This is a genomic window from Streptomyces sp. AM8-1-1 (assembly GCF_032229325.1).
GTDB classification, from domain to species: Bacteria; Actinomycetota; Actinomycetes; order Streptomycetales; family Streptomycetaceae; genus Streptomyces; species Streptomyces achmelvichensis.
Map to the genome: position 1 here is coordinate 5,023,670 of NZ_CP135086.1, position 16,714 is coordinate 5,040,383.

Genomic DNA, 16,714 nt, shown 5'->3' on the forward strand with positions numbered 1-16,714 from the left:
TTCATTGTCGGAGTCTCACCGGGCAGACTGGGCGGATGGCTGATCAGTACGCACAAAACCCGGTGGGCGACGAGCCGCCCCCGCTTCCCGCGCTGCGCTGGAGCGAGCCTCCGGAAGGGCCCGTGCTGGTGCTTCTCGACCAGACCCGGCTTCCTGCCGAGGAGGTCGAGCTGGTCTGCACCGATGTGCCCGCCCTCGTGCAGGCCATCCAGACACTCGCCGTGCGAGGGGCTCCTCTGCTGGGCATCGCCGGTGCCTACGGTGTGGCGCTCGCTGCGGCACGCGGTTACGACGTGGAGGAGGCGGCGCCACTGCTCGAGGGAGCGCGGCCCACCGCGGTGAACCTGGCCTACGGGGTGCGGCGTGCGGTCGCCGCATACCGGGCGGCGGCCGACAAGGGGCCCGAGGAGGCCGCCCAGGCGGCTCTGACGGCCGCCAGGGAGCTGCACCGGGAGGACGCCGAGGCCAGTGCCCAGATGGCAGGTCACGGGCTCGCTCTGCTCGATGAGCTGTTGCCGGGCGGCGGGCATCGGATCCTGACCCACTGCAACACCGGTGCGCTGGTCTCGGGCGGGGAGGGCACGGCGTTCGCCGTGGCTCTTCACGCCCACCGGGCCGGCGAGCTGCGGCGGCTGTGGGTGGACGAGACCCGGCCGCTACTCCAGGGGGCGCGGCTGACGGCGTACGAGGCCGCTCGCAACGGGATGCCCTACACGCTGCTCACGGACAGTGCCGCGGGCTCCCTGTTCGCCGCGGGGGAGGTGGATGCGGTACTCATAGGCGCCGACCGCATAGCCGCGGACGGCTCGGTGGCCAACAAGGTGGGGAGCTATCCGCTCGCCGTGCTGGCGAAGTACCACCATGTGCCGTTCATCGTGGTCGCTCCGACCACGACCGTGGACCTGAGCACGCCGGACGGGGCGTCGATCGAGGTGGAGCAGAGGGCCGGACACGAAGTCACGGAAGTCACCGCCCCGCAGGTTCCTGCGGCCGCGGGAGCAGTGGGTGGCGGGCTTCCCGTCGCGCCGCTGGGGACCCAGGCGTACAACCCGGCCTTCGATGTCACGCCGCCGGATCTGGTCACGGCGATCGTCACCGAAATGGGGGCGTTGTCGCCGGTCACCGGCAGTGGAATCGCGGAGCTGTGTGCCAGGTCACGCCAGGTAACGATTAGCTAATGGGATGATGTCGATTATGAAGGGACGAGTCCTTGTCGTCGATGACGACACCGCACTGGCCGAGATGCTCGGGATTGTGCTGCGTGGTGAAGGTTTCGAGCCGTCGTTCGTAGCGGACGGCGACAAGGCACTTGCCGCTTTCCGTGAGGCAAAACCGGATCTTGTGCTGCTGGACCTCATGCTGCCCGGACGGGACGGCATCGAGGTGTGCCGCCTGATCAGGGCGGAGTCCGGCGTGCCGATCGTGATGCTCACCGCCAAGAGCGACACCGTGGACGTGGTGGTAGGCCTGGAGTCCGGGGCCGACGACTACATCGTGAAGCCGTTCAAGCCGAAGGAGCTGGTCGCCCGGATCCGGGCGCGGCTGAGGAGGTCGGAGGAGCCGGCGCCGGAACAGCTGGCGATCGGTGACCTGGTCATCGACGTGGCCGGTCACTCCGTGAAGCGGGAGGGACAGTCCATCGCGCTGACCCCGCTGGAGTTCGACCTGCTCGTCGCGCTGGCCCGTAAGCCGTGGCAGGTGTTCACCCGTGAGGTGCTGCTCGAGCAGGTCTGGGGCTACCGTCACGCTGCCGACACCAGGCTGGTGAACGTGCACGTCCAGAGGCTGCGCTCCAAGGTCGAGAAGGACCCGGAGCGTCCGGAGATCGTGGTGACCGTACGTGGTGTCGGTTACAAGGCCGGACCGAGCTGATATGACCCGAGGCAGCGTTGCTCCGAAGCCCGGGGAGCCGGGAGTCCGTACGGGGCGGGCTGCCGGACCGGGGCATGAGACGTCGCGATTCGGCCGCCTGCTGCGTGGCGGGCGGTCGGGTCGAAACGGCGATCCCGGCCGTCTGATACTCCGGCTCTTCCTGCGCTGGGTCCGCCGGCCGCTGCTGCCCGCTGTGCGGCTGTGGCGCCGGAACATCCAGCTCAGGGTCGTCGCGATGACGCTGCTGATGTCCCTCGGCGTGGTGGCGCTCCTCGGGTTCGTCGTCATCGGGCAGGTGCGTAACGGCCTGCTCGACGCCAAGGCGAAGGCGGCGCAGAGCCAGGCGGCCGGCGGTTTCGCCGTGGCGCGGGAGCGGGCTGCCAATCTGCGGACCGAGTCCGGCGCGCAGGACGGCGGCGCGGGCGGCCGTACGGCGACGAGCTGGCGCTCCGACCTCGTGGAACAGCTGGCCAGTGGCGGCCAGGGCGCGTTCAACGTGGTGGCGCTGAGCGCCGACGCCGCCAACGCGGGCAACCGTTTCCCGCGGACTTCGGGCAGCGTGGACCCGTCCAGCATTCCGCAGGAGCTGCGGGAGGCCGTGGACCAGGGCACGGGGACGTACGAGACGTACATCCAGATCAAGTACAACGACGATCACGAGCCGGAGCCCGGCCTGGTCGTCGGCACCCGGCTCAACGACATCGAGGAATATCCGTACGAGCTGTACTACGTCTTCCCGCTCGCGCAGGAGGAGCAGTCGCTCAATCTGGTCCGAGGCACGCTGGCCACGGCCGGGCTGTTCGTTGTTGTGCTGCTGGGTGCCATCGCCTGGCTCGTGGTGCGGCAGATCGTCACACCGGTGCGTATGGCCGCCGGGATCGCCGAGCGGCTGTCCGCCGGCCGTCTCCAGGAGCGGATGAAGGTCACCGGTGAGGACGACATCGCCAGACTCGGTGAAGCCTTCAACAAGATGGCGCAGAGCCTTCAGCTCAAGATCCAGCAGCTGGAGGAGCTCTCCCGGATGCAGCGGCGCTTCGTCTCGGACGTCTCCCACGAACTGCGGACCCCGCTGACGACGGTGCGTATGGCGGCCGACGTCATCCATGAGGCCCGGGTCGACTTCGATCCGGTGACCGCGCGTTCGGCGGAGCTCCTCGGGGACCAGCTCGACCGGTTCGAGTCGCTGCTCTCGGACCTTCTGGAGATCAGCCGCTTCGATGCCGGCGCGGCCGCGCTGGAAGCCGAGCCGATAGACCTCCGCGAAGTCGTACGGCGGGTGATCGGTGGTGCCGAGCCGCTCGCCGAGCGCAAGGGCACTCGGATACGCGTGGTCGGTGACGAGCAGCCCGTCGTGGCCGAGGCCGACGCCCGCCGCGTCGAGAGGGTGCTGCGCAACCTCGTCGTCAACGCCGTCGAGCACGGCGAGGGCCGGGACGTAATCGTGCGCATGGCGGTCGCCGGCGGTGCGGTCGCCGTCGCCGTACGGGACTACGGCGTGGGATTGAAGCCCGGAGAGGCGACCCGGGTGTTCAACCGCTTCTGGCGGGCCGATCCGGCCCGGGCGCGTACCACCGGCGGTACCGGTCTCGGTCTGTCCATCGCCGTCGAGGACGCGCGGCTGCACGGTGGCTGGCTCCAGGCATGGGGCGAGCCGGGCGGCGGTTCGCAGTTCAGGCTGACGCTGCCGCGGACCGCGGACGAGCCGCTGCGCGGTTCGCCGATACCCCTGGAGCCGGAGGACTCGCGGCAGAACCGGGAGCGCGCCCTGGCCGAGGTGGCCGGCCCGCACCTGAACGGGCACCTGCTGGCGTCCGTGCCCGTTCAGGCCGTGTCGGACCGTTCTCCGCTCTCCGTACCGCCGGGTGCTCCGGTGCCGCCTCGTACGCCCCCTCAGGGCGTGGACCCGACCGCACTGCCCGGCAACGGAGCCCGTGTCGTGGCGCGACCGGGGAACGAACGGCAGGACTCCGCCTTCGCACAGCCTGCTTCCGACCGGGAGGACACCAACCGTGGGCGCTGATCCGCGTCGTAGAGGACGTCGAGGCGCGCTGCGTTTGGTCGCGCTGCTCGGTGCCGGCGGTGTGCTGGCCGGCTGTGCCTCGATGCCCGACACCGGTGACATCCGTCCCGTGAAGGCGTCCCCGGGCGCCGACTCCGAGGTGCAGGTGTACGCGGTGAAGCCCCGCAAGGGAGCGGCCGCCGACGAGATCGTCAACGGCTTCCTCGAGGCGATGACCAGTGACGATGCCAATTTCGCCATCGCTCGGACGTATCTGACGCCGGAGGCGTCGCAGAAGTGGCGGCCCGACGCCAGTACGACGGTGCTGGAGACGGCTCCCACCGGCGGCCGGGCCGCGGTGGGCGGGGTCAGCACGGGGACCAGCTACCAGATCAAGGGCAAGCAGATCGCCGTGGTCGACTCGCAGCACGCCTTCCAGGCGAGCACGACCGAGGCGGAGGACTACGACTGGACGATGCATCTCTCCCGGCAGGGCGGCATCGAGGGCAAGGGCGAGTGGCGCATCGACAGCCCGCCTCCGGGCCTCCTGCTCGGCGCGTCCGACTTCCAGCGGAACTATGTCTCCATCAACAAGTACTACTTCGCCGCGGCGCCGGGCGGAGCAGGGGAAACCGTTGTGTCGGACCCGGTCTTCATCCGTCAGCGGATGGATCCGGTGACCCGGATGGATCCCGTGACGCAGTCGGTCAACGCGCTGCTCGACGGGCCCACGGACTGGCTGGACCCGGTGGTGGACTCGCGCTTCCCGCGGGGTACGGCGCTGAAGAGCGGCGTCACGTCCCTCGCGTTCGACGACCGGAACGTGCTGAAGGTGCCTCTCAACGAGAAGGCGTCCAACGTCGGCCGCGAGCAGTGCAAGAAGATGGCTGCGCAGATCTCGCTCACGTTGAGGGAGCTGTCGTCCACCCGGGTCGAGCAGGTGGAGCTGGAGCGTTCGAACGGCACGCAGCTGTGCGTGCTCGACAGCGTCGAGGCGGACGGTTACGCGCCCGACCGCGCGTCGGGGAAGCCGGTGTATCCGTACTTCGTCGATGCCAAGAACCGGCTCGCATGGCTGTCGGGCGCGACGAAGGAGGCGGCCACGCCGGCCAACGTGCGTGGGCCGTTCGGTGACGGACAGCTGCCGATCAGTGTCGTCGCGGTGGCACACGACGAGGACACCGCGGCCGCGGTCTCCAAGGACTTCGCCAGCCTCTACGTCTCGTCGATCGAGACCGATTCCCAGTTGGCGGCCCCCGTGGTGCGCAGCCTCGGCAAGACGCAGGACACCCGGTTGTCGGCACCCAGCTGGGACGGCCGCAAGGACCTGTGGATCGCCGACCGCAACCCGGAGAACCCGGCGCTGCTGCGTCTCGTGGGCGGCAAGGGCACGCCGCAGAAGGTCAACGTTCCCCTTCTGGGCGCCGCGCGCATCGAGTCCGTGAAGGTGTCCGCGGACGGCGCGCGCGTCGCGCTGCTTCTGACGGAGAACGGCAAGACCACGCTGAAGATCGGGCGGGTGGAGCGCGGGCCCAAGAGCAATCCGGTGGTGACCGTGGCCGAACTGGAGCCCGCGGCACCGCGGATGGAGACCGTCACGGCCGTTTCGTGGGCCGGCCCCAGCCGGCTCGTGGTGGTCGGCAAGGAATCCGGCGGTGTGCAGCAGGTCCGCTACATCCAGACGGACGGCTCGACTTGGGACACGGGCGTGCTGCCCGGTCTCAACGGTGTGCAGTCGGTCGCCGCGGCGGACGGCGAGGACCGCCCGCTCGTGGCGTACTCCGAGGACGACGGCATCGTGCGACTTCCGGCGGGTGCCAACTGGCAGCCGATCGTCGAGAAGGGCAGGGCTCCGGTCTACCCCGGCTAGGAGCCTGGTGGCCCCATCGACTCTCGGGGCTCTTGGCGCCGTGTCCCGCCGGCAGCCGGGGGGTGCCCTGCGACGTGGTCCGGTCAACAGGCTGGTTGTCCACAGGCAGTTGTCCACAGGGGTGGCCGGACCTCCGGAGTGCGGGCACAGTGGTGGTCATGCGGAGGTGGTGGCAGGAAATCTCCGGCCTGGTGCTGCCGGCCGCATGCGGAGGCTGCGGCGTGCCCCGCACGCCGCTGTGCGAGAAATGCGCGCATGAGCTGTACGGCTCCTCTGCGCGCCGTGCGAGGCCCGACCCCGAGCCGGTGGGCCTGCCGGAGGTCCATGCCGCCGCCCCTTACGCCGATGGGGTGCGCGCGGTGCTGATCGCGCACAAGGAGCGTGGCGCTCTGGGGCTGGCCCGGCCTCTCGGCGTCGCGCTGGCCGGGGCGGTGCGGGCCTCGGCGTCCCCGGCCACGCGGGGAGTGGAGCCGCTGCTGCTCGTACCGGTGCCGTCGGCGCGGCGCGCGGTCCGGGCCAGGGGACATGATGCGGCGCGCAGGATCGCGCTGGCCGCCGCGGGGGAGCTGCGGCGCACGGGGACGAGGGCGAGAGCGCTGCCGGTGCTGCGGCAGCGGCGTGAGGTGGCCGACCAGGCGGGCCTGACGGCCCGCGAGAGGGTGGCGAATCTGTCCGGGGCCCTCGTGGTCGTCGGCGGCGCCGGACGGCTTCTGGAGGGCGGCAGAGCGGTGCTGGTGGACGACCTGATGACCACGGGCGCGTCGCTGGCGGAGGCGGCGCGGGCGCTCCGTGCGGCCATGGGACAGGGATATACCGGATTCGACGAGCCGGCCGCGGCGGTCGTCGCAGTCCCACCCTCGGCTTTCGAAATAAATCGGAACTGACAGGGAACGCGCAACGTTGCAGGTAGTGAGAGCCGAAATTGCCCTGAACGGAGGTACGCGCTGGTAGCGGGTGCCGAGACCCGTCCGATAGGGCTATGTTCGGTTGTGAGGAATGGGGAAAGCCCGGACCTCACCGAATGCACTGCCATGCTTCCGGCCAGGGATTCGAGGCTACGACAACCTCAAAATTGGTGGGGTGGAGATCTTGTCTCCGGGGGAGGAGGAGGTGAAAGTCGCCTAGTCCGAGACTCCGGCACACACCGGGGTCTGGTGCAAGAGGGAGACGCTCCGCAGCCGACGCGCAGGCGGGGCAATCCGGAACGGAGTTCTGCGTGGACATCGTCGTCAAGGGCCGCAAGACAGAGGTGCCTGAGCGGTTCCGCAAGCACGTGGCCGAGAAGCTGAAGCTGGACAAGATCCAGAAGCTCGACGGCAAGGTGATCAGCCTGGACGTCGAGGTGTCCAAGGAGCACAACCCGCGGCAGGCCGACCGTTCCGACCGCGTGGAGATCACCCTCCACTCGCGGGGCCCGGTGATCCGGGCAGAAGCAGCGGCCGCCGACCCCTATGCAGCGCTTGACCTGGCAACGGCGAAGCTGGAAGGCAGGCTTCGCAAGCAGCACGACAAGCGCCACAACCGACGTGGCAGCGGCCGGATTTCGGCAGCCGAGGTCGCCGATGTCGTGCCCGGCGTGGCTGAGCTGAACGGCAACGGACAGCTTCGCTCCGTGGAGACACCGCAGACCGTTCCCACCACCAGGATGGGCTCGCTCGAAGTGCAGGGCGAGGGACCGCTGGTGGTCCGCGAGAAGCTCCACACCGCAGCGCCGATGACGCTCGACCAGGCCCTCTACGAGATGGAACTGGTCGGACACGACTTCTATCTCTTCGTCGACTCCGAGACGAAGCAGCCGAGTGTCGTCTACCGGCGGCACGCCTACGACTACGGCGTCATCCACCTGGAGAGCGACCCGCTGGCCGGCTCCGAGGCGGGCGGTGCCGGAGGTGCACTCGGCGGCTGACGCCGTCGCACAGAACCGCAGGTCGGTGGTGCCCCTGAGCGCTCAGCGCGCCCTCGGGGGCACCACCGTGCGACCTGGAACGACCGCACTGTCGCCCCGGCATGAAAGCATGGCGTCAGGAAGCCAACCCGTGTGCCATGCACTGAGGTTGGTGAACCACACATGACCTTCAGGCCACTGCCTTCAGGGGGAGGAACGATGGCGGACAGCTTCGGGCCGGTACGCGCCGCGGGCGACGCCGCAGACACGGTCGTCGAGACCGACGCGGACAGGGGCAGCTCCCGACAGGAGCCGATCCGTGTCCTCGTGGTGGACGACCACGCCCTCTTCCGGCGCGGACTGGAGATCGTCCTCGCGCAGGAGGAGGACATCCAGGTCGTCGGCGAGGCGGGCGACGGTGCGGAGGCGGTGGACAAGGCCGCGGACCTGCTGCCGGACATCGTGCTGATGGATGTGCGGATGCCCAGGCGCGGCGGTATCGAGGCCTGTACCTCCATCAAGGAGGTGGCCCCCAGCGCGAAGATCATCATGCTGACGATCAGCGACGAGGAGGCCGACCTCTACGACGCGATCAAGGCGGGTGCGACCGGCTACCTCCTCAAGGAGATCTCCACCGACGAGGTCGCGACGGCCATCCGCGCGGTGGCTGACGGACAGTCGCAGATCAGCCCGTCCATGGCGTCCAAGCTGCTCACCGAGTTCAAGTCGATGATCCAGCGCACCGACGAGCGCCGGCTCGTGCCGGCCCCGCGGCTCACCGAGCGTGAGCTGGAGGTGCTCAAGCTGGTGGCCACGGGCATGAACAACCGTGACATCGCCAAGGAGTTGTTCATCTCGGAGAACACCGTGAAGAACCACGTCCGCAACATCCTGGAGAAGCTTCAGCTGCACTCCCGGATGGAGGCCGTGGTCTACGCGATGCGGGAGAAGATCCTCGAGATCAGGTGAGCTCGGCGAGCAGACCGGCCCGCAGCTCGGGGCGGTCGACCCGCTCGATCCGGACCGTGTCGCAGCCCACCCACTCGGCGGCCTCCCGCAGGGCCTGCGCCATGGGCGCCACGGCCTTCGGGGTGTCGAGCGAGACATGCCTCGCCACGAGCGTCGTGCCCTCGCGCGCGGGGTCGACGCGCCCCAGCAGCTTCCCGCCCGCGAGCAGCGGCATGGCGAAGTAGCCGTACACCCGCTTGGGCTTCGGGACATACGCCTCGAGCCGGTGGGTGAAGCCGAAGATGCGTTCCGTCCGTGCACGCTCCCAGATCAGTGAGTCGAACGGGGACAGCAGGGTCGTGCGGTGGCGGCCCCGGGGCACGGTCGCCAGCGCCTCGGGATCGGCCCACGCCGGCTTGGACCAGCCCTCGACCGTCACCGGTACGAGACCGGAGTCCACGACCACCGCGTCGAACTGCTCGCCCTTGAGACGGTGGTAGTCGGCGATGTCCGCGCGGGTGCCGATGCCCAGGGACCGGCCGGCGAGCCGGACGAGCCGGCGCAGACACTCCGCGTCGTCCAGTTCGGTGTGCAGGAGATCGTCGGGGATGGCCCGTTCGGCCAGGTCGTACACCCGCTTCCAGCTGCGCCGTTCGGTGCACACCACCTCGCCGTACATCAGGGCCCGCTCGACGGCGACCTTGGAGGCGGACCAGTCCCACCACTCGCCGCCGTTCTTCGCGCCGCCCAACTCCGTCGCGGTGAGCGGGCCTTCGGTGCGCAACTGCTTGATCACGGTCTCGTAGGCGCCGTCCGGCAGATCGTGCGACCAGTGCGGGCGGGCGCGGTAGGCCCGGCGGCGGAACCCGAAGTGCGGCCACTCCTCGACGGGCAGGATGCAGGCCGCGTGCGACCAGTACTCGAAGCTGTGGCCCTCGGTCCAGTACGCGTCCTCGACCGAGCGGCGGCCGACCGCGCCGAGACGCGCGTAGGGGATCAGCTCGTGCGAGCGGGCCAGCACCGAGATCGTGTCGAGCTGCACGGCGCCCAGGTGCCGCAGCACCCCGCGCACCCCGCCGCGTCGGTCCGGCGCGCCCAGGAACCCCTGGGCCCGCAGCGCGATACGGCGGGCCTCGTCGGCGGACAGATCGGCGGCGGGAGGCGGCAGCGTCGTCATGGTCCGCACGATAGACGGCGGCACTGACATCGGTCCCGCAGCCGATCCCGGCCGGATCCGCCCCCATGCCCGCTCCCGCACCGGCAGCGGCGTGCCGTATCCGCCCCGCGTCGGATCGGCTCCCGGGTCAGTTCTTCGTCGGCAGATACGGCTGCGGCGTCGGCAGCCCCACATCCGACGGGAGCAGCGAGCCCACCCAGGTGTCCCTGAGGGTGTCCTTGTTCAGCAGCGCCGCGCGCAGCGCCCCCTCGACCACGAAGCCGGCCTTCTCGGCCACCGCGCGCGAGGCGGTGTTGCCGACCTCCGCGCGCCACTCCAGCCGGGTCGCGCCCAGTCTGGTGAAGGTCCAGTGCGCCACCGCGCCCACCGTTTCCGCCATGATCCCGCGCCCCCGGAACTCCTTGCCCGTCCAGAAGCCGATCTCCCAGGTGCCCGAGAAGGTACGCAGCGTGACCGCGACGGACGCCATCAGCGGGCCGCCGGTGCGCGGCAGGACGGCGAAGGTGCACATCGTTCCGTTGCGCCAGCCCTCCGGGACCATCTGACCGGTGAACTCGGCGGCGTGCTCGCGTTCGTACGGCGAGGGGACCGTGGTCCACCGCTGGATGTCGGGGTCCTGACAGGACTCGAGGACCGCCTCCGTGTCGTCGGGCGTGAAGGTACGCAGCAGCAGGCGCTCGGTCGTGAGAGTGATGGGCTCCATGGTCCGGATTCTGGTTCGCCCAGGGGACGGATGCGAGCACTTTTCGTACCTCACCGGCACCTTCGGCGCGTCCCGCGCGTTCTCATTGCGGGTAACAGCAGGCCTGGCTGACTGCGGGCCTCCCGACCCGGCGTGGTCCTCGCTTACGATGGCCGTTGCGGTGGGGCCTACCTGCCGTGCCCGCGCCAGTGTCCCTAACACGACCCAGTGCCAGGCCCGATCGGCAAGGAGACCAGCCTCAGTGTCCGTCTTCAACAAGCTCATGCGTGCAGGCGAAGGCAAGATCCTGCGCAAACTGCACCGCATCGCGGACCAGGTCAACTCCATCGAAGAGGACTTCGTCAACCTCTCCGACGCCGAGTTGCGGGCGCTCACGGACGAGTACAAGGAGCGGTACGCCGACGGCGAGAGCCTCGACGACCTGCTTCCGGAGGCGTTCGCGACCGTTCGTGAGGCCGCCAAGCGCGTCCTCGGCCAGCGCCACTACGACGTCCAGATGATGGGTGGCGCCGCGCTGCACCTCGGCTACGTCGCCGAGATGAAGACCGGTGAGGGCAAGACCCTCGTCGGCACCCTCCCCACTTACCTCAACGCGCTCTCCGGCAAGGGCGTCCACCTGATCACGGTGAACGACTACCTGGCCGAGCGCGACTCCGAGATGATGGGCCGGGTCCACAAGTTCCTGGGCCTGTCGGTCGGCTGCATCCTTGCGAACATGACGCCGGCCCAGCGCCGCGAGCAGTACAACTGCGACATTACGTACGGAACGAACAACGAGTTCGGCTTCGACTACCTCCGCGACAACATGGCGTGGTCCAAGGACGAACTGGTCCAGCGCGGCCACAACTACGCCGTGGTCGACGAGGTGGACTCGATCCTCGTCGACGAGGCCCGTACGCCGCTGATCATCTCCGGCCCCGCCGACCAGGCCACCAAGTGGTACGGCGACTTCGCCAAGCTCGTCACCCGCCTGACCAGGGGCGAGGCGGGCAACCAGCTGAAGGGCATCGAGGAGACCGGCGACTACGAGGTCGACGAGAAGAAGCGGACCGTCGCCATCCATGAGCCGGGTGTCGCGAAGGTCGAGGACTGGCTGGGCATCGACAACCTCTACGAGTCGGTGAACACCCCGCTGGTGGGCTACCTGAACAACGCCATCAAGGCCAAGGAGCTCTTCAAGAAGGACAAGGACTACGTCGTCATCGACGGCGAAGTCATGATCGTCGACGAGCACACCGGCCGTATCCTCGCCGGCCGCCGCTACAACGAGGGCATGCACCAGGCCATCGAGGCGAAGGAAGGGGTGGACATCAAGGACGAGAACCAGACGCTCGCCACGATCACCCTCCAGAACTTCTTCCGTCTCTACGACAAGCTCGCGGGCATGACCGGTACGGCGATGACCGAGGCCGCCGAGTTCCACCAGATCTACAAGCTGGGCGTCGTGCCGATCCCGACGAACAAGCCCATGGTCCGCATGGACCAGTCCGACCTGATCTACCGCACCGAGGTCGCCAAGTTCGCGGCGGTCGTCGACGACATCGCCGAGAAGCACGAGAAGGGCCAGCCGATCCTGGTCGGCACCACCTCGGTCGAGAAGTCCGAGTACCTCTCGCAGCAGCTGAGCAAGCGTGGCGTCCAGCACGAGGTCCTCAACGCCAAGCAGCACGACCGGGAGGCGACGATCGTCGCCCAGGCCGGCCGCAAGGGCGCGGTCACCGTGGCGACGAACATGGCCGGCCGTGGTACCGACATCAAGCTCGGTGGCAACCCCGACGACCTCGCCGAGGCGGAGCTGCGCCAGCGCGGCCTGGACCCGGTCGAGCACGTCGAGGAATGGGCGGCGGCGCTGCCCGCGGCGCTGGAGCGGGCCGAGGCGGCCGTCAAGGCCGAGCACGACGAGGTCACCGACCTCGGCGGTCTGTATGTGCTGGGCACCGAGCGGCACGAGTCGCGCCGTATCGACAACCAGCTGCGCGGCCGTTCCGGACGTCAGGGAGACCCGGGCGAGTCCCGCTTCTACCTCTCGCTCGGCGACGACCTGATGCGGCTGTTCAAGGCGCAGATGGTCGAGCGCGTGATGTCGATGGCGAACGTCCCCGACGACGTCCCGATCGAGAACAAGATGGTGACGCGTGCGATCGCGTCCGCCCAGTCGCAGGTCGAGCAGCAGAACTTCGAGACGCGTAAGAACGTCCTGAAGTACGACGAGGTGCTCAACCGCCAGCGTGAGGTCATCTACGGCGAGCGCCGCCGCGTCCTGGAGGGCGAGGACCTGCACGAGCAGGTGCGGCACTTCATGGACGACACCATCGACGCCTACATCCAGGCGGAGACGGTCGAGGGCTTCGCCGAGGAGTGGGACCTGGACCGGCTGTGGGGCGCGTTCAAGCAGCTCTACCCGGTGAAGGCGAGCGTGGAGGAGCTGGAGGAGGCGGTCGGCGACCGCGCCGGCATCACCGCCGACTTCATCGCGGAGTCCATCAAGGACGACATCCACGAGCAGTACGACGAGCGCGAGAAGACGCTCGGCTCGGACATCATGCGTGAGCTGGAGCGCCGCGTGGTGCTGTCGGTCCTGGACCGCAAGTGGCGTGAGCACCTCTACGAGATGGACTACCTCCAGGAGGGCATCGGCCTGCGCGCGATGGCGCAGAAGGACCCCCTGGTGGAGTACCAGCGCGAGGGCTTCGACATGTTCACCGCCATGATGGAGGGCATCAAGGAGGAGTCCGTCGGCTACCTGTTCAACCTGGAGGTCCAGGTCGAGCAGCAGGTCGAAGAGGTTCCCGTGCAGGACTCCGCACGCCCCTCCCTCAGCAAGGAGGACGCGGTCCCGGCCGGCGCCCCGCGCCCCGAGATCCGCGCCAAGGGCCTCGACGCCCCGCAGCGGCCCGACCGGCTGCACTTCTCCGCTCCCACGGTGGACGGCGAGGGCGGCGTGATCGAGGGCGACTTCGCGAACGACGGTGACTCCGGGCACGGTGAGCCGGAGGGCATGACGCGTGCGGAGCGCCGCAAGGCGCAGAAGAGCGCGGGTCGACGCCGCAAGAAGTAGCGCGGGCGGCCCTCGGGCCTCTCAGTGGCGCACGGCCGGGGCCGGACACCTTTCGGGGTGTCCGGCCCCGGCCTGTTTCCCGGGCCGTGGCCGAGCATCCCGGGCCGGCGCGTGGCTAGGACGAGCCCACCCGCTCGCCGCCCAGTTCGATCGCCGAGCAGCGCCAGCGCGCGTCCGGGCCCTGTTCGAGGCGGAAGGCCATCGCGCTCACGCGGTCGCCCGAACCGATGCGGGCGAACGCCTCGATGACGCCGGGGCCGGGGTGGTACTCGCCGCAGTGGCGGACCACGGGCGTCACACGGTCCGCGGGTCGCAGCGGGGCGCCCGGGGCCAGTTGGACGAGTTGTTCGTACGCCTCGCCGATCGTGTGGCCGAGCATCCAGTGCACCGGGCGCCGGCCGCTCAGCACCGCCAGGAGGCGGTCGGCGAACCAGTAGTGCGGCCGGTCCTGGCGCCGGGCACGTGCGAGAGCCGACGCGGCGACGGCGGCGGGCCGGCGCTGGTCGTGCCGTCCTGCGGGTCGGGTCCTGTTCATGGCAGATCGCCCCCGATGAGTACGGGCCCGGTTCGTACCGGGCGGTAACTTCGTTGGTGATCTTCTACGGTGCGCAGTGGTGCGATCGCAATGCGTGACGATCGCGATCCAGGGGCCTGAGGAGTTCACCTATCAGGGTGACGCGGGCCGGCTTCAGCCGCCGACGGGCAAGGATCCGGTGCGTCCCGGTGGACGGTTCGGGAGGCCACCGGAGGCACCCCGAAGGGGTACCTCGCACGTATCCTGAGGGCGCATTCCGACTACGAAAGCGGCCAGCCATGCGCGTCTACGTCCCCCTGACCCTCTCCGGTCTCGCAGAGGCGCACAAGAGGGGCGAACTGGGCCCCGCGCCGATGACCGCCTACGGCGTCACGCCGGGCCTGCGCGAGTGGTACGTCTCCGACGACATCGAGGAGCTGGAGTACGCAGCCCTCAGCCGTGCCGCGGCCGCCTCGCTCCGACTGGTCGCCGGCGATCCGGGGGTCGCGAGGCGCCGGGTCGTGGTGGCCCTCGACGTACGCGACCAGGACGCGACCGCGGACCCCGACCGTTCGCTGGACTCCGGCTCGGTCGGCGAGGTGCGCATCTCGGTCGCGGTGCCGCTGTCCGGGGCGGCGGCGGTGCACGTCGACGCGGACGACGCGATCGGTGACGTCACCGCGGCGGCGGACGCGCTCGGTGCGGCGGACCAGGGCGACGGCGACGCACAGTTCACCGTGGACGGCGCCGAGGACCACGAGCTGCTCTGGTACGGCGTCCAGGAGATCCCGAACCTGGTGGACTGACCTGCGGGGTCGTGGCCAGGGCTGACCGCTGTCGGACCCGTTCGGTACGGTCGTCGGCATGGGGAAGCACACGACGCACCTGGTCTGGGACTGGAACGGGACACTGCTGGACGACATCGCGGCGGTCATCGGGGCGACCAATGCCGCGTTCGCGGAGATCGGCCTGGAAGCGATCACGCTCGAGCGCTACCGCGAGCTGTACTGCGTGCCGGTTCCCCGGTTCTACGAGCGGCTGATGGGGCGGCTGCCGACCGCGGAGGAGTGGGAGGTCATGGACGAGATCTTCCACCGTCACTACACCACCCAGCGGATCGGCTGCGCACTGACCGCGGGTGTCGAGGACCTGCTGCGGGATTGGCGGCAGGCGGGCCGGAGCCAGTCGCTGCTGAGCATGTACGGGCACGAGCAGCTGGTCCCGGTCGTGCGGGGCTACGGGATCGAGAACCACTTCATCCGGGTGGACGGGCGGACGGGACCGTCCGGCGGCTCGAAGGCGCTGCACATGGAGCGTCATCTGGCGGCGCTCGCCGGGTCGGCCGCGCCGGAGCACACGGTGGTCATCGGGGACGCGGTCGACGACGCGGTGGCGGCGGCCCACGTGGGCGCCAAAGCAGTGCTCTACACCGGCGGATCGCACAGCAGGGCGAGCCTGGAAGAGGCCGGCGTGCCGGTGGTGGACACGCTGACGGAGGCGGTGGAGGAAGCGATGCGCTTGGTCGCCTGACGGCGCCAGGCCGGCCGCCATGTGCGGGGCCATCGGTCCCGGGTGCGGCCGCGGGCGGGGCGTGCGCCCTGGCTGTGGCTCGCGGAAAGGCGCCCCGCGCCCGCGCCGCCTGGCGCGCATCCGCCGGCCCCGCGGTGCGGGGCGCGCCTTGAGGTACGGGCAGTCGCACTCTGCCCCGGCACCCGGACGGGGTCCGCGCCCCGGGGCCCTTACCCGCGCCGCCCGGCGTACGTCCGCCGGTCCGGCAGCGCGGGCTGTCGCACCGGATCCGGCACCGTTGCGGGCGCGGGCAGTCGCACTCTGCCCCGGCACCCGGACGGGGTCCGCGCCCGGGGGCCTTACCCGCGCCGCTCGGCCCGCGTCGCCGGTCCACGAGCCACGGGCAGTCGCACCGCACCTGGCACCGTTGAGGGCGCGGGCAGTCGCACCGCACCCCGCACCGATCAGGGCGCGGGCAGTCGCACCGGCCCGGCCCGCAAACGGTCCCGCGCCCGCGCCCGCACCCGCGCGGCCCGCACCGCCCCTGCGGCCGGCGCAGCCCGCGCCCCACGGGTACCCGCCTCCTAGGACACCGGCGCCTTCGTCCGCAGCACCTTCAGGAACTCCCGCATCCACTCCGGGTGGTCCGGCCAGGCGCGGGAGGAGACCAGGGTGCCGTCGACCACCGCCTCCGTGTCCTGGAAGCTCGCTCCCGCCGCCTGCATGTCCAGTTCCAGCGCGGGGTACGCCGTGACCCTGCGGCCGTCGAGGCTGCCGATCGCCGCCGTCAGCAGCGGGCCGTGGCAGATCTGCGCCACGGGCTTGTCGGCGTCGAAGAACGCCTTCAGAATCTTGCGTAGCTCCGGATCGTTGCGCAGATACTCGGGCGCGCGTCCGCCCGGGATGACCACCGCCACGTACTGGCCCGCATCCACCTCGGAGAAGGCCAGGTCCGCCGGCCAGGTGTACCCCGGCTTCTCGGTGTAGGTGTCGAAGCCCGGCTCGAAGTCGTGCACGACGAACTGGAGCTTCTTGCGAGCGGGTGCCGCGATGTGGACCTCGTACCCCTCTTCCCGCAGCCGTTGGTACGGGTAGAGGACCTCGAGGGACTCGGCTGCGTCGCCGGTGACGATCAGGACCTTGGCTGTCATGGCTGCTCCCGGTTTCGGGCTGTCGACG

General features: G+C 70.0%; 14 protein-coding genes. 10 read left to right on the top strand and 4 right to left on the bottom strand.

Features of this window, described 5'->3' with window-relative positions:
* Positions 1-35 precede the first annotated feature (35 nt).
* The 7 genes from mtnA (at position 36) to RPQ07_RS22690 (ending at position 8,595) form a co-directional block, all read left to right on the top strand.
* Positions 36-1,178, top strand: a complete 1,143-nt coding sequence (gene mtnA / locus RPQ07_RS22660; protein WP_313946005.1) for an S-methyl-5-thioribose-1-phosphate isomerase — start codon at positions 36-38, stop codon at positions 1,176-1,178.
* 4 nt (positions 1,179-1,182) lie between these two features.
* Positions 1,183-1,872, top strand: coding sequence for a two-component system response regulator MtrA (gene mtrA, locus RPQ07_RS22665; protein WP_187438793.1), 690 nt, complete (start codon positions 1,183-1,185; stop codon positions 1,870-1,872).
* Position 1,873: 1 nt separating this feature from the next.
* On the top strand, positions 1,874-3,892 hold the full coding sequence (gene mtrB, locus RPQ07_RS22670; protein ID WP_313946006.1) for an MtrAB system histidine kinase MtrB: 2,019 nt from the start codon (positions 1,874-1,876) through the stop codon (positions 3,890-3,892).
* Entirely contained in the window at positions 3,882-5,741 is a 1,860-nt protein-coding gene (locus RPQ07_RS22675) for an LpqB family beta-propeller domain-containing protein (RefSeq protein WP_413777766.1), read from the top strand. Before mtrB ends, RPQ07_RS22675 begins: the two co-directional genes overlap by 11 nt.
* A gap of 158 nt (positions 5,742-5,899) precedes the next feature.
* Positions 5,900-6,625 carry a ComF family protein gene (locus tag RPQ07_RS22680; RefSeq protein WP_313946007.1) on the top strand — a complete coding sequence of 242 codons (726 nt, stop codon included), beginning with the start codon at positions 5,900-5,902 and terminating at the stop codon, positions 6,623-6,625.
* Between the two features lie 332 nt (positions 6,626-6,957).
* Positions 6,958-7,647: a ribosome hibernation-promoting factor, HPF/YfiA family gene (gene hpf / locus RPQ07_RS22685; RefSeq protein ID WP_313946008.1), complete on the top strand. Its 690-nt coding sequence runs from the start codon at positions 6,958-6,960 to the stop codon at positions 7,645-7,647.
* Between the two features lie 198 nt (positions 7,648-7,845).
* On the top strand, positions 7,846-8,595 hold the full coding sequence (locus RPQ07_RS22690; protein WP_313946009.1) for a response regulator transcription factor: 750 nt from the start codon (positions 7,846-7,848) through the stop codon (positions 8,593-8,595).
* Here the strand turns inward: RPQ07_RS22690 and RPQ07_RS22695 are convergent.
* Positions 8,588-9,751, bottom strand: coding sequence for a winged helix-turn-helix domain-containing protein (locus RPQ07_RS22695; protein WP_313946010.1), 1,164 nt, complete (start codon positions 9,749-9,751; stop codon positions 8,588-8,590). The genes RPQ07_RS22690 and RPQ07_RS22695 overlap by 8 nt on opposite strands.
* Before the next feature lie 127 nt (positions 9,752-9,878).
* Positions 9,879-10,454, bottom strand: a complete 576-nt coding sequence (locus RPQ07_RS22700) for a GNAT family N-acetyltransferase (protein WP_313946011.1) — start codon at positions 10,452-10,454, stop codon at positions 9,879-9,881.
* A gap of 241 nt (positions 10,455-10,695) precedes the next feature.
* Between RPQ07_RS22700 and secA the strand changes: the two genes are divergently transcribed.
* Positions 10,696-13,512 (top strand): preprotein translocase subunit SecA, encoded by a 2,817-nt coding sequence (gene secA, locus RPQ07_RS22705; RefSeq protein ID WP_313946012.1) that lies wholly within the window; start codon positions 10,696-10,698, stop codon positions 13,510-13,512.
* A 115-nt stretch (positions 13,513-13,627) separates the two neighbouring features.
* On the opposite strand, the gene RPQ07_RS22710 is transcribed toward secA, so the two are convergent.
* Positions 13,628-14,047, bottom strand: coding sequence for an Rv3235 family protein (locus RPQ07_RS22710; protein WP_313946013.1), 420 nt, complete (start codon positions 14,045-14,047; stop codon positions 13,628-13,630).
* Between the two features lie 278 nt (positions 14,048-14,325).
* Here RPQ07_RS22710 and RPQ07_RS22715 point away from each other — a divergent pair, with 278 nt between their 5' ends.
* Both RPQ07_RS22715 and RPQ07_RS22720 read left to right on the top strand, forming a co-directional pair.
* Positions 14,326-14,832, top strand: coding sequence for a DUF6912 family protein (locus RPQ07_RS22715; protein ID WP_313946014.1), 507 nt, complete (start codon positions 14,326-14,328; stop codon positions 14,830-14,832).
* A 58-nt stretch (positions 14,833-14,890) separates the two neighbouring features.
* Positions 14,891-15,556 carry an HAD family hydrolase gene (locus tag RPQ07_RS22720; RefSeq protein WP_313946015.1) on the top strand — a complete coding sequence of 222 codons (666 nt, stop codon included), beginning with the start codon at positions 14,891-14,893 and terminating at the stop codon, positions 15,554-15,556.
* A gap of 563 nt (positions 15,557-16,119) precedes the next feature.
* Here the strand turns inward: RPQ07_RS22720 and RPQ07_RS22725 are convergent.
* Positions 16,120-16,686: a DJ-1/PfpI family protein gene (locus tag RPQ07_RS22725; RefSeq protein WP_313946016.1), complete on the bottom strand. Its 567-nt coding sequence runs from the start codon at positions 16,684-16,686 to the stop codon at positions 16,120-16,122.
* Positions 16,687-16,714: the final 28 nt, after the last annotated feature.